Annotated in this window: 21 protein-coding genes; 14 read left to right on the top strand and 7 right to left on the bottom strand. The window is 55.2% G+C overall.

Going from position 1 to position 19,067, the window contains the following annotated elements; all coding sequences use genetic code 11:
* Window positions 1-66 precede the first annotated feature (66 nt).
* Window positions 67-1,281 (bottom strand): DUF2235 domain-containing protein, encoded by a 1,215-nt coding sequence (locus M2371_RS17545; protein WP_259268319.1) that lies wholly within the window; start codon window positions 1,279-1,281, stop codon window positions 67-69.
* A 190-nt stretch (window positions 1,282-1,471) separates the two neighbouring features.
* Here M2371_RS17545 and phnC point away from each other — a divergent pair, with 190 nt between their 5' ends.
* From phnC to phnP, 14 genes are all read left to right on the top strand, one after another.
* The gene (phnC, locus tag M2371_RS17540; protein WP_172895742.1) at window positions 1,472-2,254 is read left to right on the top strand and encodes a phosphonate ABC transporter ATP-binding protein; all 783 of its coding nucleotides are present in this window, start codon (window positions 1,472-1,474) and stop codon (window positions 2,252-2,254) included.
* Between the two features lie 34 nt (window positions 2,255-2,288).
* Entirely contained in the window at window positions 2,289-3,305 is a 1,017-nt protein-coding gene (phnD, locus tag M2371_RS17535) for a phosphonate ABC transporter substrate-binding protein (RefSeq protein WP_259268318.1), read from the top strand.
* Window positions 3,306-3,416: 111 nt separating this feature from the next.
* Window positions 3,417-4,199, top strand: coding sequence for a phosphonate ABC transporter, permease protein PhnE (gene phnE, locus M2371_RS17530; protein WP_034492575.1), 783 nt, complete (start codon window positions 3,417-3,419; stop codon window positions 4,197-4,199).
* Window positions 4,200-4,215: 16 nt separating this feature from the next.
* Window positions 4,216-4,941 carry a phosphonate metabolism transcriptional regulator PhnF gene (gene phnF, locus M2371_RS17525; protein ID WP_034492573.1) on the top strand — a complete coding sequence of 242 codons (726 nt, stop codon included), beginning with the start codon at window positions 4,216-4,218 and terminating at the stop codon, window positions 4,939-4,941.
* A complete protein-coding gene (gene phnG / locus M2371_RS17520; RefSeq protein WP_034492571.1) occupies window positions 4,942-5,403 on the top strand; it encodes a phosphonate C-P lyase system protein PhnG in 462 nt (153 codons plus the stop codon).
* The gene (phnH, locus tag M2371_RS17515; RefSeq protein ID WP_034492569.1) at window positions 5,400-5,984 is read left to right on the top strand and encodes a phosphonate C-P lyase system protein PhnH; all 585 of its coding nucleotides are present in this window, start codon (window positions 5,400-5,402) and stop codon (window positions 5,982-5,984) included. Before phnG ends, phnH begins: the two co-directional genes overlap by 4 nt.
* Window positions 5,984-7,048, top strand: a complete 1,065-nt coding sequence (locus M2371_RS17510) for a carbon-phosphorus lyase complex subunit PhnI (RefSeq protein WP_259268317.1) — start codon at window positions 5,984-5,986, stop codon at window positions 7,046-7,048. The genes phnH and M2371_RS17510 overlap by 1 nt, the downstream gene beginning before the upstream one ends.
* The gene (locus tag M2371_RS17505) at window positions 7,041-7,889 is read left to right on the top strand and encodes an alpha-D-ribose 1-methylphosphonate 5-phosphate C-P-lyase PhnJ (RefSeq protein ID WP_259268316.1); all 849 of its coding nucleotides are present in this window, start codon (window positions 7,041-7,043) and stop codon (window positions 7,887-7,889) included. Before M2371_RS17510 ends, M2371_RS17505 begins: the two co-directional genes overlap by 8 nt.
* Window positions 7,886-8,644, top strand: a complete 759-nt coding sequence (gene phnK / locus M2371_RS17500; RefSeq protein WP_034492562.1) for a phosphonate C-P lyase system protein PhnK — start codon at window positions 7,886-7,888, stop codon at window positions 8,642-8,644. Before M2371_RS17505 ends, phnK begins: the two co-directional genes overlap by 4 nt.
* A 115-nt stretch (window positions 8,645-8,759) precedes the next feature.
* Window positions 8,760-9,461 carry a phosphonate C-P lyase system protein PhnL gene (gene phnL, locus M2371_RS17495; RefSeq protein WP_034492559.1) on the top strand — a complete coding sequence of 234 codons (702 nt, stop codon included), beginning with the start codon at window positions 8,760-8,762 and terminating at the stop codon, window positions 9,459-9,461.
* On the top strand, window positions 9,451-10,587 hold the full coding sequence (gene phnM, locus M2371_RS17490) for an alpha-D-ribose 1-methylphosphonate 5-triphosphate diphosphatase (protein WP_259268315.1): 1,137 nt from the start codon (window positions 9,451-9,453) through the stop codon (window positions 10,585-10,587). Before phnL ends, phnM begins: the two co-directional genes overlap by 11 nt.
* Window positions 10,587-11,120, top strand: a complete 534-nt coding sequence (gene phnN / locus M2371_RS17485) for a ribose 1,5-bisphosphokinase (RefSeq protein WP_115631473.1) — start codon at window positions 10,587-10,589, stop codon at window positions 11,118-11,120. The genes phnM and phnN overlap by 1 nt, the downstream gene beginning before the upstream one ends.
* 106 nt (window positions 11,121-11,226) lie before the next feature.
* Entirely contained in the window at window positions 11,227-11,685 is a 459-nt protein-coding gene (gene phnO, locus M2371_RS17480; RefSeq protein ID WP_259268314.1) for an aminoalkylphosphonate N-acetyltransferase, read from the top strand.
* Window positions 11,663-12,421 carry a phosphonate metabolism protein PhnP gene (gene phnP, locus M2371_RS17475; protein ID WP_259268313.1) on the top strand — a complete coding sequence of 253 codons (759 nt, stop codon included), beginning with the start codon at window positions 11,663-11,665 and terminating at the stop codon, window positions 12,419-12,421. Before phnO ends, phnP begins: the two co-directional genes overlap by 23 nt.
* A gap of 67 nt (window positions 12,422-12,488) precedes the next feature.
* Here the strand turns inward: phnP and M2371_RS17470 are convergent, their stop codons facing one another.
* The 6 genes from M2371_RS17470 to pgi form a co-directional block, all read right to left on the bottom strand.
* The gene (locus M2371_RS17470) at window positions 12,489-12,992 is read right to left on the bottom strand and encodes an REP-associated tyrosine transposase (protein ID WP_259268312.1); all 504 of its coding nucleotides are present in this window, start codon (window positions 12,990-12,992) and stop codon (window positions 12,489-12,491) included.
* 134 nt (window positions 12,993-13,126) lie between these two features.
* Window positions 13,127-15,223, bottom strand: a complete 2,097-nt coding sequence (locus tag M2371_RS17465) for a YjbH domain-containing protein (RefSeq protein WP_259268311.1) — start codon at window positions 15,221-15,223, stop codon at window positions 13,127-13,129.
* The gene (locus M2371_RS17460) at window positions 15,223-15,930 is read right to left on the bottom strand and encodes a capsule biosynthesis GfcC family protein (RefSeq protein WP_259268423.1); all 708 of its coding nucleotides are present in this window, start codon (window positions 15,928-15,930) and stop codon (window positions 15,223-15,225) included. Before M2371_RS17460 ends, M2371_RS17465 begins: the two co-directional genes overlap by 1 nt.
* A 59-nt stretch (window positions 15,931-15,989) precedes the next feature.
* Window positions 15,990-16,628, bottom strand: coding sequence for a YjbF family lipoprotein (locus tag M2371_RS17455; RefSeq protein WP_259268310.1), 639 nt, complete (start codon window positions 16,626-16,628; stop codon window positions 15,990-15,992).
* Between the two features lie 63 nt (window positions 16,629-16,691).
* Window positions 16,692-16,937: an exopolysaccharide production protein YjbE gene (yjbE, locus tag M2371_RS17450; RefSeq protein ID WP_115631479.1), complete on the bottom strand. Its 246-nt coding sequence runs from the start codon at window positions 16,935-16,937 to the stop codon at window positions 16,692-16,694.
* 374 nt (window positions 16,938-17,311) lie between these two features.
* On the bottom strand, window positions 17,312-18,961 hold the full coding sequence (pgi, locus tag M2371_RS17445) for a glucose-6-phosphate isomerase (protein ID WP_259268309.1): 1,650 nt from the start codon (window positions 18,959-18,961) through the stop codon (window positions 17,312-17,314).
* Between the last annotated feature and the right edge of the window lie 106 nt (window positions 18,962-19,067).

The raw sequence follows: 19,067 nt of genomic DNA, 5'->3' as shown, positions 1-19,067 counted from the left end.
CCGACAAATCTGACGAAAAGGGTGGATGACGCTAGCGGTACAAACCGGGCACATGGGTAACACTTTTTACCGCGCAATCGCCCAATTAATGGGAATCACGTTTGCCGCATGCAGGTAATCCAGCAATGGGTGCGGAACATAAGGTCCGGTCTGCCACTCCCCGCTTACCGCCGACTGTTGCAGCAACGTTTTTCCCCCATTAAGCCGCTCGATAACCGACTGATGCACCATCATTGACGAGCTGACGGGGGCAGGAAGCTGGCGCGGCATGATGCGCAAATAGCGTGTTGGCGGATACCATTCGCAGTGCATCGGGCCAAGCGCATCAGACACCACTTCGCCCCGCGCCAAATGAATACCCAAATCATCGAGCGCATCGTGCATCCACAAATACGCGCCATTAGACAAACAGCGATCTTCATCAGTGCCGCTGTAATAACCGCCCACATCATGATGAATACCCGGAAACATCACCTGCAAAATACGGTCGCGGTTATCCCACAGCACCGGGGTTAAATCGACGCGCTGTTCATCTATTGCAATCGCCTGTAGCCCGTATTTGACGCGCGAATGCAGCTCTGTACTGTTAAATCGAAAAATACCGTAGCGCTTGTCGTTGAAATATTTAGGAATGCCCATCTGCCCGACGGTTTCCCAGACCGCAACCGCTTCAATGGAAGCCGGGCGCGTAATACAAGTGGGATCAACGCTGTCGCAGAAAAACCCAGGCAGCTCACGCAATACGCTGCCCAAAATACTCGGGCTCATATCCGGCGCATGAGCCAGATATTGCGCCCAGATGGACGAACCAAAACGCCAGGCTTCTTCTTTATTGCGCACGTTTAAATGCAGCCTGTCGCGGTTGAGCAACCCACGATCGACGATCATTTCTGCCAGTATTCGCGCGGTATAAGCCCCGTGGCTAAATCCGACAATATAAATCCGGTCGCCAGGCTGCCAGTGGCGGCTAATAAACGTATAGCCACGAATGATCGGAATGATCAGGCTCGCACCAAATGCGCCGCCCAGGCGTTTTACCAGGCCGTTATGCGGATCGCCCATGCCATGAATATATTTGGCCACTTGCAGCACATTGCCGCTGTTATCGGTAAGGGTCTTTTCTTGTTCATTTGCCAGTAGCAAACTTTGCTGGTCTACAGCACCTTTTAAATCAACGAATAACTGATAAACATTACTTGCCGCGGCTTCGTCATCCGCTTGTTCTTCAACACCAGGAGCGCTCCATGTGCCATCGGCACAAAAAATAATATTTTTGCTCATTGCTGAATTCCCAAGGCCAGAGGGTATCTGTAAGCAAAGCCAAAAACGAGACGCTAAACAATACGACAAATAGTTGATTAGCCTGATGACTTCCAGGCTGAGACTCACTCTTCATCATACCGAAACTTATCCTTAACAAAATCGTCACATTTCATCGGCACCATGAGGCAACTTTTTAAGGAGCCGTGTGATGCAAACTATTATTCGCGTCAACAAACTGAGCAAAACCTTCAACCAGCATCAGGCATTAAATGCTGTTGATTTGGAAGTCAATGAAGGTGAGATGGTCGCTTTGCTGGGGCCGTCTGGTTCAGGCAAATCCACTCTCTTACGTCATCTGAGCGGCCTGATTACTTCTGATAAATCAGCCGATTGTCATGTTGAATTGCTTGGCCGCACCGTCCAAAAAGCGGGCCGCCTGGCAAGCGATATCCGGCAGAGTCGTGCTCACACCGGCTACATCTTCCAGCAGTTCAACCTGGTGAATCGCCTGACGGTACTCGAAAACGTGCTGATTGGTGCGCTCGGTGCCACGCCGTTCTGGCGCACCTGTTTTAACTGGTTTACCCGCGAACAAAAGCAACGTGCGTTGCAGGCGCTGACCCGCGTCGGCATGGCGCAATTTGCGTATCAACGCGTCTCCACCCTGTCCGGTGGGCAACAGCAGCGCGTGGCGATTGCCCGGGCGCTGATGCAGCAGGCGAAAGTGATTCTGGCCGATGAGCCGATTGCCTCACTCGACCCGGAATCCGCACGCATCGTGATGGAAACGCTGCATGACATTAACCGTCTGGACGGCATCACCGTAGTCGTGACGCTGCATCAGGTGGATTACGCCCTGCGCTATTGCGAACGCATTGTCGCCCTGCGCCAGGGTCATGTTTTTTACGACGGAAGCAGCTCGGCGTTCGACAACGAACGGCTGGGAAATCTTTACCGCAGCATAAATCGCGTTGATGCGGTTGCTGCTTAACCACTTTGCTATCTACTTCAAGGAATAGTCAGCCATGAGCTACAAAGCCGTAAAAGCACTCGCCTTTACCAGCCTCCTGAGCGTTAGCGCCCTGTTCAACGCAGCCCATGCGGATGAGCAAGAAAAGTCCCTGAACTTCGGCATTATCTCCACCGAATCCCAGCAAAACCTGAAACCGCAGTGGGACCCGTTCCTGAAGGATATGGAGAAGAAACTGGGCGTGAAAGTGAATGCTTTCTTCGCGCCGGACTACGCCGGGATCATTCAGGGTATGCGTTTTAACAAAGTGGATATCGCCTGGTACGGCAACCTTTCGGCCATGGAAGCGGTGGATCGCGCCAACGGCCAGGTGTTTGCTCAGACGGTCGCGGCAGATGGAACGCCGGGTTACTGGAGCGTGTTGATCGTTAACAAAGACAGCCCAATCAATAATCTGCAGGACATGTTAGCGAAACGCAAAGAGCTGACTTTTGGCAACGGCGACCCGAACTCAACCTCAGGTTATCTGGTCCCTGGATACTACGTTTTCGCCAAAAATAACGCGGCACCGAACGAATTCAAACGCTCAGTGAATGCCAACCACGAAACCAACGCGCTGGCAGTGGCGAACAAACAGGTGGATGTGGCGACCAACAACACTGAAAACCTTGATCGTTTGAAGCAAACCGCCCCTGAGAAATTCAAAGATCTGAAAGTCATCTGGAAATCCCCGTTGATCCCAGGCGATCCGATCGTGTGGCGTAAAAATCTTTCTGAAGCCACCAAAGACAAAATCTATGACTTCTTCATGACTTACGGCAAAACGCCAGAAGAAGCTGCGGTGCTCAAAGGCCTGACCTGGGCGCCGTTCCGCCCATCCAGCGACCTGCAACTGGTGCCAATTCGCCAGCTCGCCCTGTTCAAACAGATGCAAGGTGTGAAGGACAACAAAGGGTTAGCCGAGCCGGAAAAAGCCACCAAAGTCACTGCCCTGCAAAACCAGCTTAGTGACCTGGATCGTTTGACCGCCGCGCTGTCTGCGATGAGCAACGTGAATAAAGCGGTTCAGTAAATTGTTGGTGGATGACGCTTCGCTTATCCCCCCTACGGCCCAGAGCTTGTAGGTCGGGTAAGCGCAGCGTCACCCGACAGTGTTAAGCAAAACCCAAACACGGAGCACCCCATGCAACAAACCATTCAGGTCGCCGCACCAAAACGTAGCTGGTTCTCGCTACTGAGCTGGGCGATTTTGTTAGCGGTCCTCGTTGCGTCCTGGCAAGGCGCGGAAATGGCTCCGCTGACTCTGTTCCGCGATGCGGGCAACATGGCGACCTTCGCCGCCGACTTCTTCCCGCCTGACTTCAGCCAGTGGCAACAATACCTCGGTGAAATGGGCGTCACGCTACAAATCGCCGTCTGGGGCACCGCGCTGTCCATCGTGCTGTCCATTCCCTGCGGCCTGATGTGCGCCGACAACCTGGTGCCATGGTGGATTTACCAGCCGATGCGCCGCCTGATGGACGCCTGCCGCGCCATCAACGAAATGGTGTTCGCCATGCTGTTCGTGGTCGCCGTCGGCCTTGGTCCCTTCGCTGGCGTTTTAGCGCTGTTTATTCACACCACCGGCGTGCTGTCCAAACTGCTTTCTGAAGCGGTGGAAGCTATCGAACCCGGCCCGGTAGAAGGCATTCGCGCCACCGGCGCCAACAAACTTGAAGAGATTATCTACGGCGTGCTGCCACAAGTGATGCCCCTGCTGATTTCCTACTCGCTGTATCGCTTTGAGTCGAACGTCCGTTCGGCAACGGTGGTTGGCATGGTGGGCGCAGGCGGGATTGGCGTAACACTTTGGGAAGCGATTCGTGGATTCCAGTTCCAGCAAACCTGCGCGCTGATGATTGTCATCATCATCACCGTCAGCCTGTTGGATTTCATGTCGCAACGGTTACGTAAGCATTTCATTTAACGAGGCTTTGTTGAAAATGCACTTATCCAGACATCCGACCAGTTACCCGACGCGTTACCAGGAAATCGCCGCCCTGCTCGAAGTGGAGCTGCGTAAAAACTACCGCTGTGGCGACTACCTGCCAGCCGAAAGCCAACTGGCAGCGCGTTATGAAGTGAATCGCCACACGCTGCGCCGCGCCATCGACCAGTTAGTTGAGAAAGGCTGGGTGCAGCGCCGCCAGGGAATTGGTGTGTTAGTGCTGATGCGCCCGTTCGACTACCCGTTAAATTCCCAGGCCCGCTTTAGCCAGAACCTGCTCGACCAGGGAAGCCACCCCACCAGCGAGCGCTTACTCGCGGTACTGCGCCCGGCCTCAAATAGTGTGGCAGACGCGCTCGGCGTCACCGAAGGCGAGAACATCATTCACCTGCGCACACTGCGCCGCGTTAACGGCATCGCGGTGTGCCTGATTGACCATTACTTTGCGGAACTTGCCTGGTGGCCCACGCTGCAACAGTTCACCAGCGGTTCGCTGCACGACGTGATTCAGACCCAACTCGGTATCAACCTCACCCGCACCCAAACACGCATCAGCGCACGCCGCGCTCAGGCCAAAGAAAGTCGCCTGCTGGAGATCCCGAATATGTCTCCGCTGCTGTGCGTGCGCACTCTCAACCACCATGAAGGTGACGCCTCGCCTGCGGAATACTCCGTCAGTCTGACGCGCGCCGACATGATTGAATTCACCATGGAGCACTAAATGGACGCACCGCATTTTGACACCGCACAGCGCCAGCAGTGGATGGCCGTGCTCGCCCACAGCCTGCCGCAAGAGTTGGCCGCCATTTGGGCAGAACAAAATCTCAACCCTGAATATCAAGTTATCCGCAAGGCCGAAACCGGACTTGCACAAATTCAGGCGCGAATGGGCGCAACCGGGCAACGCTTTTTTGCCGGTGACGCCACGCTAACCCGCGCCGTGGTGCAGCTCGCCAACGGGACTTACGGCTACAGCTACTTATTAGGGCGCGACAAAGCCCACGCCGAACGCTGTGCCGTAATCGACGCGCTGATGCAGGAAAAAGTTCGATTCCAGACTTTACAAGAAACCGTCATTGCGCCTCTGGCCGCAAATCGCGAACAGCGTTTAGCTGCTCGCCGCACCCAAATTAACAGCAGCCGAGTCGACTTCTTCACTCTGGTTCGCGGAGATAACGCATGACCCTGATGACCGCTTTCAACCTGCCCGTGCAGGATGCCCAACAGAGCTTCCGTCGCCTGCTCAAAGCGATGAGCGAGCCGGGCGTAATCGTCGCGCTGCATTCCCTGCAACATGGCTGGAAACCGCTGAATGTGGCCTCCACCAGCGTGCTGCTGACGCTTGCCGATAACGATACTCCGGTGTGGATTAGCGACGCTCTGAGCAATGACGTCACGCTGCAAAATGTCCGATTCCATACAAATGCCCCCATTTCCCTGACGCCTGAACACGCGCAGTTTGCCGTTGCCGACGCAGAAATCACCGCCGGGCAGTTGAACGCGCTGGCGCAAGGCACCGACGTCGCCCCCGACACCAGCGCCACGCTGATTTTGCAGGTGCCGAGCCTGAGCGGCGGGCGCATGTTGCGCTTAACCGGCGCGGGTATTCGCGAAGAACGCATGATTGCCCCACAACTGCCGGACTGCGTGATCCACGAACTCACCGAGCGCCCGCACCCGTTCCCGCTGGGCATCGACCTGATTCTCACCTGCGGCGACCGCCTGCTGGCGATCCCTCGCACCACTCATGTGGAGGTGTGCTGATGTACGTCGCCGTCAAAGGGGGCGAGAAGGCAATAGCCGCCGCCCATGAATTGCAGGAACACAACCGCCGTGGCAGCCCGAACCTGGCCGAATTGAGCGTCGCACAAATCGAGCAGCAGCTTGGTCTGGCGGTGGATCGCGTGATGACCGAAGGCGGCATTGCCGACCGGGAACTCGCCGCTCTCGCCATCAAACAGGCCAGCGGCGACATGGTTGAAGCCATCTTTCTGCTGCGCGCTTATCGCACCACGCTGCCGCGCCTGGCGGTGAGCGAGCCGCTGAACACCAGTGAGATGCGCATCGAGCGCCGAATTTCTGCGGTCTATAAAGACGTGCCGGGCGGGCAATTACTCGGCCCGACTTACGATTACACCCACCGTCTGCTGGATTTCACCCTGCTGGCAAACGGCGAAGCGCCACAGCTTAAAACCGCTGATGACCACGCCGAACCCGCGCCGCACGTATTCAGCCTGCTGGCAAAGCAGGGGCTGGCGAAAGCCGAAGAAGATAACGGCGAGAAACCTGACGACATCACCCGCCAGCCGCCGGTTTACCCGTGCTCCCGCTCCTCACGTCTGCAACAGCTGGTACGCGGCGACGAAGGCTATTTGCTGGCGCTCGCCTATTCCACGCAGCGCGGTTACGGGCGCAACCACCCATTTGCCGCTGAGATTCGTAGTGGCTATATCGATATGGAAATTGTGCCGGAAGAGCTGGGATTTGCGGTCAACATCGGCGAACTGCTGATTACCGAGTGCGAAATGGTCAATGGTTTTGTCGCCCCCGAAAATGAAGACCCGCACTTCACCCGCGGCTACGGGCTGGTATTCGGCATGAGCGAACGCAAAGCGATGGCGATGGCGCTGGTTGACCGCGCGCTGCAAGCGCCGGATTACGACGAAACGGTAGCAGGCCCGGCGCAGGACGAAGAGTTCGTGCTGGCCCACGCTGATAATGTCGAAGCCGCCGGGTTTGTCTCGCACCTGAAACTGCCGCACTACGTCGATTTCCAGGCCGAACTGGAACTGCTCAAACGTCTGCAAAAGGAACGTCATCGTGACTAAGGCACTCTCCGGCTACAACTTTGCTTATCTGGATGAACAAACCAAACGCACCCTGCGCCGCGCCATTCTCAAAGCAGTCGCCATTCCGGGTTATCAGGTGCCGTTTGGCGGGCGTGAAATGCCGATGCCCTATGGCTGGGGAACCGGCGGCATCCAGATCACTGCCAGCGTGATTGGCGAAAACGACGTGCTGAAAGTGATTGACCAGGGCGCAGACGACACCACCAACGCGGTGTCGATTCGCAACTTCTTCAAGCGCGTCACCAACGTGGCGACTACCGAATCCACCGCCGACGCGACGCTGATTCAGACGCGCCACCGCATCCCGGAAACGCCGCTTCGTGAGGACCAGATCCTGATTTACCAGGTGCCAATCCCTGAGCCGCTGCGCTTTATCGAACCGCGCGAAACCGAAACCCGCACCATGCACGCGCTGGAAGAGTACGGCGTGATGCAGGTGAAACTGTACGAAGACATCGCCCGTTTCGGCCATATCGCCACCACTTACGCCTACCCGGTGAAAGTGAACGAACGCTACGTGATGGACCCGTCGCCAATCCCGAAATTCGACAACCCGAAAATGGACATGATGCCCGCGCTACAACTGTTCGGTGCCGGGCGTGAAAAACGCATCTACGCGGTGCCGCCGTTCACCCGCGTCGAAAGCCTCGATTTTGACGACCATCCGTTTACCGTCCAGCAGTGGGAAGAACCTTGCGCGATTTGCGGCTCGCAACACAGCTACCTTGACGAAGTGGTGCTCGACGACGCGGGCAACCGCATGTTCGTCTGCTCCGATACCGATTTCTGCCGCCAGAACAGCGAGGCCGCAAGCTCATGACTCAACCCTTACTTTCGGTCAATAACCTGACCCACCTGTACGCGCCGGGCAAAGGCTTCAGCGACGTGTCATTCGAGCTTTATCCTGGCGAAGTGCTGGGGATTGTCGGCGAATCCGGCTCCGGTAAAACCACGCTGCTGAAATCCATTTCCGCCCGCCTCGCCCCGCAAAACGGCGAAGTGGTTTACCTCGATTCTTCTTTATATGACATGAGCGAAGGCGAGCGCCGCCGCCTGTTGCGCACCGAATGGGGCGTGGTTCACCAACATGCGATGGACGGCCTGCGCCGCCATGTTTCGGCTGGCGGCAACATCGGCGAGCGTTTAATGGCCACCGGCGCACGCCATTACGGTGACATTCGAGCCACCGCCGAGCGCTGGTTAGAAGAGGTAGAAATCCCTGCCTCGCGCATCGACGACCTGCCGACCACCTTTTCCGGCGGGATGCAGCAGCGTCTGCAAATCGCCCGCAATCTGGTGACGCACCCGAAACTGGTGTTTATGGACGAGCCAACCGGCGGACTGGATGTTTCGGTACAGGCGCGTTTGCTCGACCTGCTGCGCGGACTTGTGCGTGAGCTGAACCTGGCGGTGGTGATTGTTACCCACGATTTAGGCGTGGCGCGTTTGCTGGCCGACCGCCTGCTGGTGATGAAACAGGGGCAAGTGGTGGAAAGCGGCCTGACCGACCGTGTGCTGGACGATCCGCACCACCCGTATACCCAGTTGTTGGTGTCATCGGTGTTGCAGAACTGACATTTGTCGGATGACGACGCTAACGCGTCTTATCCGACCTACGAACGACGAACCTGTAGGTCGGATAAGGCGAAGCCGTCATCCGACGTCATGGCATACGTTTTAAGGAACCAATATGTACAGATTACGGGTTGAAAACCTCAGCAAAACCTTTGTGTTACACCATCAACACGGCATCCGTTTGCCGGTACTGGCGAATGCCTCTCTGGAAGTGGAATCGGGCGAATGTGTGGTGCTGCACGGCCATTCCGGCAGCGGGAAATCCACTTTGTTGCGCTCGCTGTACGCCAACTATTTGCCTGACCAGGGCCATATCTGGGTCAAACATAACGACGAGTGGCTCGATATTGTGCAGGCTCCGGCCCGTGACGTGCTGGCGGTGCGCCGCCAGACCATCGGCTGGGTGAGCCAGTTTTTGCGTGTCATCCCGCGTATTTCTGCGCTTGAAGTGGTGATGCAGCCGCTGCTGGATTTGGGCGTGTCGCGTGACGTCTGTGAAGACAAAGCGTCCATGCTGCTGACGCGCCTGAATGTGCCGGAGCGCCTGTGGAACCTGGCTCCGTCGACGTTCTCCGGTGGCGAACAGCAACGCGTAAACATCGCCCGTGGCTTTATCGTCGACTACCCGATTTTGCTGCTTGATGAACCGACAGCCTCGCTGGATGCGAAAAACAGCGCCGCCGTGGTGGATTTGATTCTGGAAGCCAAAGCGCGCGGTGCGGCAGTGGTCGGGATTTTCCACGATGAAAGCGTGCGCAACCAGGTCGCAGATCGTTTACACAATATGGCAACCGTTGAGGCCAAAAATGATCATTAATAACGTCAAGCTGGTGCTGGAAAATGAAGTGGTTAACGGCTCGCTGGAAGTGGCCGACGGTGTGATTCGTAATTTTGCCGACAGCCCAAGCCAGTTGCCGCAGGCGCAAGACGGCGAAGGCGGCTGGCTGCTGCCGGGGCTTATCGAGCTGCATACTGATAACCTCGACAAATTCTTTACCCCGCGCCCAAAAGTCGACTGGCCTGCGCATTCTGCGATGAGCAGCCACGATGCCTTAATGGTGGCGAGCGGCATCACGACCGTGCTGGACGCGGTCGCCCTTGGCGATGTACGCGACGGCGGCGACCGTCTGGAAAACTTAGAGAAGATGATCAACGCGGTGATGGACAGCCAGGCGCGTGGCGTGAACCGCGCCGAGCACCGCCTGCATCTGCGCTGCGAACTACCGCACCACACCACGCTGCCGCTGTTCCAGCAGTTGATCGACCGTGGCGGCGTGTCGCTGGTGTCGTTGATGGACCATTCACCAGGCCAGCGTCAGTTCTCTAATCTGGTGAAGTATCGCGAATATTATCAGGGAAAATATCAGCTTAATGACGCCGACATGGACCGCTATGAAGCGGAACAGCTGGCGCTGGCTGAACGCTGGTCGCAGCCCAACCGCCTGGCGATTGCAGCCGTTTGCCGCGCACGCAATATTTCGCTCGCCAGCCACGACGACGCCACCCGTGCGCACGTCGCAGAATCTCATGAACTGGGCAGCGTGATTGCCGAATTCCCGACCACGCTGGAAGCCGCACAGGCGTCGCGCCAGCATGGTTTGAGCGTATTAATGGGCGCACCGAATATCGTGCGCGGCGGGTCGCATTCCGGCAACGTGGCGGCACATGAACTCGCACAAGTTGGCCTGCTGGATATTCTCTCCTCCGACTATTATCCGGCGAGTTTGCTGGATGCCGCGTTCCGGGTGGCTTTTGAAGAAACCAACCATTTCACCCTGCCACAAGCCGTGGCGCTGGTGACGAGCAATCCGGCCAAAGCGTTAAATCTGGCTGACCGTGGCGTGCTGGCAGAGGGCAAACGGGCCGATATGGTGCTGGCGCATCAGCATGGCGAAAACATTCACGTCGGCCACGTCTGGCGTCAGGGAATACGGGTGTTCTGATGAACAAAATAGTCTGGTTGATGGGGCCGTCAGGCTCCGGGAAAGACAGCCTGCTCGGCGCGCTGCGCCAGCAGGAGAATAATCAACTACTGGTGGCGCACCGATATATCACCCGTGCCGCCGACGCTGGCTGTGAAAATCATATCGCCCTCAGTGAAAAGGAGTTTACTCAGCGCCAGCGTCAGGGTTTGTTTGCCCTATGCTGGCAGGCGCATCACCAACGTTACGGCGTGGGCATCGAGCTGGATATCTGGCTCGATTCCGGGTTCGACGTGGTGGTGAACGGTTCGCGCCAGCATCTGGCCCAGGCGCGGGCGCGTTATGGCAAAGCGTTAGTGCCCATTTGCCTGCATGTTTCGACGGACGTTTTGCGCCAGCGCCTTGAAGCTCGCGGGCGCGAAACCGCGCTGCAAATCGAGCAGCGCCTGCAACGTGCCGCGCTTTACGCCCCGAATTTGGACGAGTGCTTGATACTGAATAACGACGATAGTCTTGATGAATCTGTCTCGTCGTTTATACATTTGATCTATTGAGCTGCTTTAATGTCGGATGACGCTACGCTTATCCGACCTACAAGTGCATGATTTTGTAGGGTGGATAAGCGTAGCGTCATCCACCAAATTCACAAGGAAACGCGCCATGCTTGAATTTCGCCGCGCCACACTCGCCGATAGCGATGCCGTTTACGCTTTGATTTGTGAGCTAAAACAGGCCGAGTTTAACCGCCAGGCATTTAATGTGGGTTTCGCAGCTAACCTCGACGATCACAACTTATGCTACCAACTTGCGTTACTGAACGGCGCTGTTGTCGGCATGATCAGTTTGCATATGCAATTTCACCTGCACCATGTGAACTGGGTGGGTGAAATCCAGGAGCTGGTGGTGATGCCCGCCGCACGCGGCCACGGCGTGGGCAGCAAACTGTTAGCCTGGGCAGAAAAACAGGCGCGGATTGCAGGCGCGGAACTCACCGAGCTTTCCACCAGCGCCAAACGCCTCGACGCGCACCGTTTCTACCAGCGCGAAGGCTATCAAAATACCCATTTCCGCTTTACTAAACCGGTGGAGAATTTGAGTGAGCCTGACGTTAACCCTTAGCGGAACCGGCGGGGCGCAACTGGTGCCCGCCTTCGGCTGTTCTTGCGCGGCCTGCGAGCGCGCCCGCAATCATCCACACTATCGCCGCAAGCCTTGTAGCGCAGTCGTGAAGTTTAACGACGCGGTCACGCTGCTGGATGCGGGCATTCCCGATTTAATGGACCACTGGCAGCCAGGGGAATTTCAGCAGTTTTTGCTGACTCATTACCATATGGACCACGTTCAAGGCTTGTTCCCGCTACGTTGGGGCGTGGGCGATAAAATCCCGGTTTACGGTCCACCGGATGAGCAAGGCTGCGACGATCTGTTTAAACATCCTGGAATTCTCGATTTCAGCCACACACTGGAACCGTTTGTCGGGTTTACGCTGCAGGCGCTGCGCATCACCCCTCTGCCGCTCAACCATTCAAAACTCACTTTTGGTTATCTGTTTGAAACTCCGCACAGCCGTGTGGCGTGGCTATGCGACACCGCTGGCCTGCCGGAAAAAACGCTGAAGTTTCTGGCGAACAATAAACCGCAGGTGATTGTGATTGATTGCAGCCACGAACCGCGTGCCGAAACACCGAAAAACCATTGCGATTTCAATACGGTTATCGAGTTGAATAAACACATGGGTTGCCCGCGCGTGATCCTCACCCACATCAGCCATCAATTTGATTGCTGGCTGATGGAGAATGCGTTGCCGCAAGGGTTTGAAGCCGGGTTTGACGGGATGGAGATTTGCGTTGATTAATGTCGGATGACGCTTCGCTTATCCGACCTACGATTTGCGATTTTGTAGGGGGGATAAGCCGCAGGCGTCATCCACCGGCTTTTCGTTCTCCGGCTTGAAAATCTTCGACTTTCCCCGCCCAATCTGCCGGATAAAGCCCATTTCTGACATCACGGTGAAAAGACGAATACGGCCACTCACTGGCTGATTTCACTAATCCATGTTTAACCGGATTGATATAAACGTAATCGACATGTGCCTGGTAATCGCGTTCATCCCTGATGCAGTGCTCCCAAAAACGTTTTTGCCAGACGATGGGGTGTTCCGGCAGAGATTTTGTGAAGGCTTTTTTGATGGCTCGCCAGCGTTGAGAATAGTTGGCGTCGTTTGCAGGCAGCGTCCAGACACAGTGCATATGGTCGGGCAGAACCACCCAGGCATTTATTTGGAAGGGGTGCCGTTGTTTCGCTTTTTGGATGGAGAGTTTTAACTCAGCAATGTGTCGGGTGAGCAAGTCGGCCTGACGGTTTTCGAGGTTTACAGTGAAGAACCATGTTCCACCCGCAACACGCATACGGCGGTAATTCGACATTGAAGCATCCTTGTTTGTTGTCGGATGACGCTTCGCTTATCCGACCTACGAAGCTACCAGAAGAACATATCTCGCGGGTATCCGGTTCTTTTTTCCCTTACCAAAAACCGGATACCCGCTCGCAAAGTTTTGCTCTAGCGGAAATTAATATCTCTGTCGCTCGTCATGCCATACAGCTCAAACTTGCGGCCCAGCATCTGACCGCCGTCTCGCGTAAGCGGCGTCCAGCTGACCTGCGCACGGCTGCGGGTTGGCGATGAAGAGAAGATATCCAGCGGCACATTGACGTAGAAACCTTTGGTGAAATCCCCTTCCCCGTACTCTTCTTTCGAGACGTTAGTGATCGTCGCGTAGGTGCCGACCACCACGCCGCTGTCGAAGCGTTTCGAGATTTCCAGCGTGCCGCCTTTATCTTTCGCCAGATACTGGCCGATGCTCAGTTTAACCAGCACATCGTCAGCAAATGGTGGCGTCCAGTAACCAGTGATATGGCCGGTTGGTGCGCTGTAATCGGTGAACTTCATCATGTCCAGCGAGCTGGTCCAGTCACGCTGTTTGACATAGTTGGCGTTGGCACCAATCGCCCAGTTGCTATCGACCGGGCGGTACAACACTTCCGCGCCCACGCCGCCATACATGGTTTCGAGATAGCCGCCGTAAACCTGCCCGTACCAACTGTTGCCCAGGTACTGGAAGTAGTTGGCTTGCAGGTTATTGACGTAAACATCATTTTCAACGTAGTCGCGAACGTGGGTACGCACACGCGGCAGCGTCGAGTCGTTCGGCGGATTGGTGTAGTTAAATTTGTCATAGTTATTGGCGATGTTGGCAAACAGGCTGCCGGTGGTGAGCAAGTGGTCCGTGACCCACCAGTCGGCGGTTCCCATTACGCCAACCTGATACATATAGAAGCTTTCCGGCCCGCCAACCGACTGGTTGAGCACCGGGTTTATCGCGAAATTCACCTTTGATTTGTCGATGAAATACCCTTGCTCAGTTTTCTCTGGCACCACCGGTTCAACACGCTTTTGCACCAATGGTGTTTCATGCCCCAGCGGCTCGCCTTGCAGATGGTTTTGCAGGCTGGCGACATCCGTTTCCGTCGTCACCTGCGGCATATTCAGGCGCGTTTCGGTGATGCGGATGGTGCGAATATTTTCCGGCAGGTCATTCATGATAATGCGGTTGGCGCGCTCAATGCCTTCGCGGGAATCACGATATTTTACCTGCTCGCCGGTCACATACAGCGTATCGCCTTTCACCTGGATATTCGGGTTGACCAGGCCCGCATTGTATTTAAGCTGCGTGAGCTGATTAGCCACCACCGTCGGCTGGAGAATTTCATCTTGCGGTTGCGGCTGGTATTGCGGGCGACGATTGTCGTTATAGCCCGGTCGCAAATCGTTGAAGTTGGTGCGCAACGTCACGCCAAACATGAAGGTATTCCCGCGTTCGTAGCTGACGTTAACGTCGGCCCAATCGGCGACGCGATAGATAGCGCCGACGTTAACGTTGCTACGCTGCTCGAGTTTCCCGGCAAAATCCTGGGTGTAGTTATTGCCTTCATATTCCACTTTCAGGCGCAGCGGCTGCCACGGCGTCTGGTATTCAATGCCGCCAAACAGAGACGCCGGGCCGTGGAACATGCCGCTAAAGTTGAACGAACCCGCCTGGTTGTAGCTGTTATCGCGATAGCAATAACCGTCGCTCACTTCGCAGAATGGGTTTTTCACGTTACCGCTGGTGCCCATGTAGCCCCAGCCCATTCCGAGGGTAAAGTCGAACGGCCCCCAGGCTTTGCTCGCCACAATATATTCACTGTCGAACAACCCGGTGCCGCCTAAATCGCGCACGCCGACCGCCACTTGCGGCAGGTAATATCCCTCTTCCCAGAGGCGCACTTTCATGTCGAACGCTTTGTCTTTGTAGGTTTGATTACCCGAGAAAGCCTCGACGCTGCTGTATTGTTTGGTACGCACATCGGTGTAGCGCAGCGTGGTTTCAAGCCACGGGAAGAGCTGCACCGAAGCCGAGTAAAAGCGGTACTGGTCGTTATCGCGGTAGTTAAGGCTGAATTCGCCCTCACGCGCCATACGGGCTGTTGGGGTTTGTAGCAAACCGACGCCACCGAAATCCGATTGTGACGGGCCAACGGGTGCCGGAAAAGTCTCGGCATGGCAGGCCGCGGAGACCGCCAGCGCCAGCAAGCTGTAGAGCGTTTTATTCTTCATCAATCCGGTCTCCGATGGGTCAGAGAGTTGAGGATTTGCTGATTCAGGCTGTTGAAATCAGAGTTAAAAAGTCGGTCGCTGAAACCGACAAACAGGATGCTGCCGGGAGTGAGTTCCACATGGCGTTTATTCCAGTACGCGACCGGCGCTTTTTGCGTTTTGCCGTCCGGGTAAATCACCCACGCATAGCTGCGGTCAGCCCCGCTGAGTTTGTCGATGCCATCCAGATATTCATCGGCACTGCGCCCGGCCACAAACGGCTTCTGGCCCGGCGAGCTGACTAAACCCATCAGCGTGATGGTGGTCGGCTGTGCGCCGGTCCACAGGCTGTATTCGCCCTGAAGTGGAACGTTGGCACGCGGGCGAACGCGCACCCAGTCAGGATCGAGGTCAACAAACTGCCGTCCGGTGACGTGTATGGCCTGCATCTGCTGGCGCATGCCGTTGATCGCTGCGGCGTCGTCGCCGTCTTCCTGCGCGGCAAATTCGCTTAACTGAGCCAGTAATTTCTGGTGCTGTTGTTCTGCCGCAGCAGATGCCTGGCGTTCGCTGATGACGGCACCCGGCCACCAGGCGTTTGCCAGCGCAGGTTGTGTAACTAAATCAGCCAGTCTTTCTATGTTTTTAATGGTTTGATTTTGTGGGTAAATCGTCACGTTTCCGGCAGCGTAAGCATTGAATACCAGGGTGGATAAGCAAAGCGCCATCCACCCTTTCGCGCAAACCCGTCGGATGACGCTGCGCTTATCCGACCTACGTTTTATTTTCATTCTTTAGCCGCCTTCAACAGAATCGTGTTAACAGGCCAATAATCGGGGCCAAGGTATTGTTTTGACTGGCGGATATGACCTTCGCTGTCTACCCAGAAGCGGTTATGCCAGGTTTTGCCGTCGGCGGTAATTTCTTCATCGAGCACGCGAACCGGCGTGGTACTCATCGCCACTTTCAGCGTGTCGGTGCCGTCCCAGGTAAAGGTCGAACGCGCCGTCGCCATGCGCACCTGTTGGTGTTCAGTCCAGGCCATTTGCCGCGTCCAGCTTGCGCCATCAATAATCTGATTCGGGTTGGTTAGCGGGTCGTTTGCCAGGTTAGTGACCTGCTGGAGGTTGTCGCCAAGCCCGGTGGTTTTCACGATGCGGCTATGTTCGGTAACGATCATCGCTCGGTCTTGCGTCACCCATTTTTGTTGGCCGTTTTCGTCAAAGGCCAGCACCACAAAAATTTGCGGGCCGTTGTTGATGCGCATGTACTGGCTGGCGTAGCGCATGTTTTGAATTTCATCATGAGTTAGCTGTATGCCGTCATTCCCCACCATGCTGTGCCAGAGCGAGGAGCCAAGGCCTTTGGTGGTGTCGGAACATGCCTGAAGTAACAGGCAAGAAAGAAGAATTACGAGTCGCTGCACGAGGTTTCCCCGGAGTCGAAATAACCACACCGAAGTGTGGTTAGAGTTAAATCACCCGCGAAATTAACGGGTGCTGGTCGTCGTGGTGGTTGTGGTCCCGGTATTGGAACCATCACCGCCACCGGTTGCAGCAAGTGCTACACCCACTGCCGACCCGACAGTGCTGGCGCTGGTCGCAGTAGAACTACCTGCGGACACATTCGTTGCTTGTGCGCCAGCTGCTTCACCCGTTGATACCGGGTCAGCATTTGCCGCGCCAGCCGCTGCCAGCGTGAATATGGCGAAAGCGCCATAAAGAACTTTCTTCATAACAATTTCCCTTCATTGAATGAATGGAGATTTGCCCAAAAGGAATTTCAGGCGCTTTCGAGTATACACAACAAGCAATAGCGTTAGGCCGCGATGGGAAATATGAGAGGTGCTTTAAGATTAATGGAAATATAACAATATTCAGATTATTACATTTAAACTTAAACGATTAAAAACAGTCAGTTAAAATATAATCAAGAGGAAATGCAATCTAATTAATCCGAAAGTAAACCCGCAGAACTATCAGGTTATAGGTGTTTTTAGGATTAACCTCACGCCGGGGAATTAAGCTATTTACGGGGCAAGGGGAATTATCTTATTTAAATAAATAAGCCAGCGCATAAGGCCGGCTTATATTTAAATCCAACGGTTAATTATGCGCGCCAGGATTTATAACGATTAATCAAACCATTCGTTGAAGAATCGTGAGTGCTGATTTCTGCATTGTCGCCCAGCTCAGGCAGAATACGGTTAGCCAGTTGCTTACCTAATTCCACGCCCCACTGATCGAAGGTGAAGATGTTCAGAATGGCACCCTGAGTGAAGATCTTGTGCTCATACAGCGCAATCAGTGCACCCAAGCTGAATGGAGTGATTTCACGCAGCAGGATGGAGTTAGTTGGGCGGTTGCCTTCGAACACTTTGAACGGCACAACGTGTTCCAGAGTTTTTGGATCTTTACCCTGGTCGGCGTATTCCTGCTCAACCACATCGCGTGCTTTACCAAATGCCAGCGCTTCTGTCTGAGCGAAGAAGTTAGACAGCAGTTTTGGATGGTGGTCAGACAGCGGGTTGTGGCTGGTCGCAGGCGCGATGAAGTCACAAGGAACCATTTTGGTGCCCTGGTGAATCAGCTGGTAGAACGCATGCTGGCCGTTAGTGCCAGGCTCGCCCCAGATGATTGGGCCAGTCTGGTAATCCACCGCGTTGCCGTTACGGTCAACGTATTTGCCGTTGGATTCCATGTTGCCCTGCTGGAAGTAAGCAGCAAAACGGTGCATGTACTGGTCGTATGGCAGAATCGCTTCGGTTTCTGCGCCGAAGAAGTTGTTGTACCAGATACCAATCAGCGCCAGCAGCACAGGCAGGTTCTGTTCTGCCGGAGTGTTAGCAAAATGCTTATCCATGGCGTGCGCGCCGGACAGCAATTCAACAAAGTTTTCGTAGCCGACTGACAGGATGATAGACAGACCAATCGCGGACCACAGGGAGTAACGGCCACCGACCCAATCCCAGAATTCAAACATGTTGGCGGTGTCGATACCGAACTCGCCAACCGCTTTCGCGTTGGTAGACAGCGCCGCAAAGTGTTTCGCAACGTGTTTGTTATCGCCAGCGGTTGCCAGGAACCAATCGCGCGCGCTGTGGGCGTTGGTCATGGTTTCTTGCGTGGTGAAGGTTTTAGAGGCAACCAGGAACAGCGTGGTTTCCGGGTCAACGTTCTTCAGCACTTCGGCAATGTGGGTGCCGTCAACGTTAGACACGAAGTGCATGTTGAGGTGATTTTTGTATGGACGCAGCGCTTCGGTCACCATGAATGGGCCGAGGTCTGAACCGCCGATACCGATGTTCACCACGTCAGTAATCGCTTTGCCGGTGTAGCCTTTCCAGTTGCCGCTAATGATGCTCTCAGAGAAGGTTTTCATCTTCTCAAGCACCGCGTTCACTTCTGGCATCACGTCTTTGCCATCAACGATGATTGGCGTGTTGCTGCGGTTACGCAATGCAACGTGCAGCACAGCACGGTCTTCAGTGCGGTTAATTTTCTCGCCAGAGAACATGGACTTGATTGCGCCCTGCAAATCCGTCTCTTTTGCCAACGCTTGCAGCTTGGTCAGGGTTTCTTCAGTGATGCGGTTTTTGGAGTAATCCACCAGCATTAAATCGTCGAACGTAGCGGAGAACTTGCCAAAACGGTCAGCATCCTGCGCGAAAAGCTCTGCGATTGTGACGTCTTTCATTTCGTCAAAATGCGCCTGCAAGGCCTGCCATGCAGCGGTCTGCGTTGGGTTGATATTTTTCATAGCGTTACCCTTTTGATTTGAGAACTGTGACTGCGGTCAATTGTATATCCACAAAACCGTATTTGTGATGATTTTTCTCCCCTGGTATCGGGAAAACCGTTTCAGA

Source organism: Buttiauxella sp. BIGb0471 (assembly GCF_024807715.1).
In the GTDB taxonomy this organism is placed as follows: Bacteria; Pseudomonadota; Gammaproteobacteria; order Enterobacterales; family Enterobacteriaceae; genus Buttiauxella; species Buttiauxella agrestis.
This window is presented reverse-complemented; position numbering and strand designations above follow the sequence as displayed.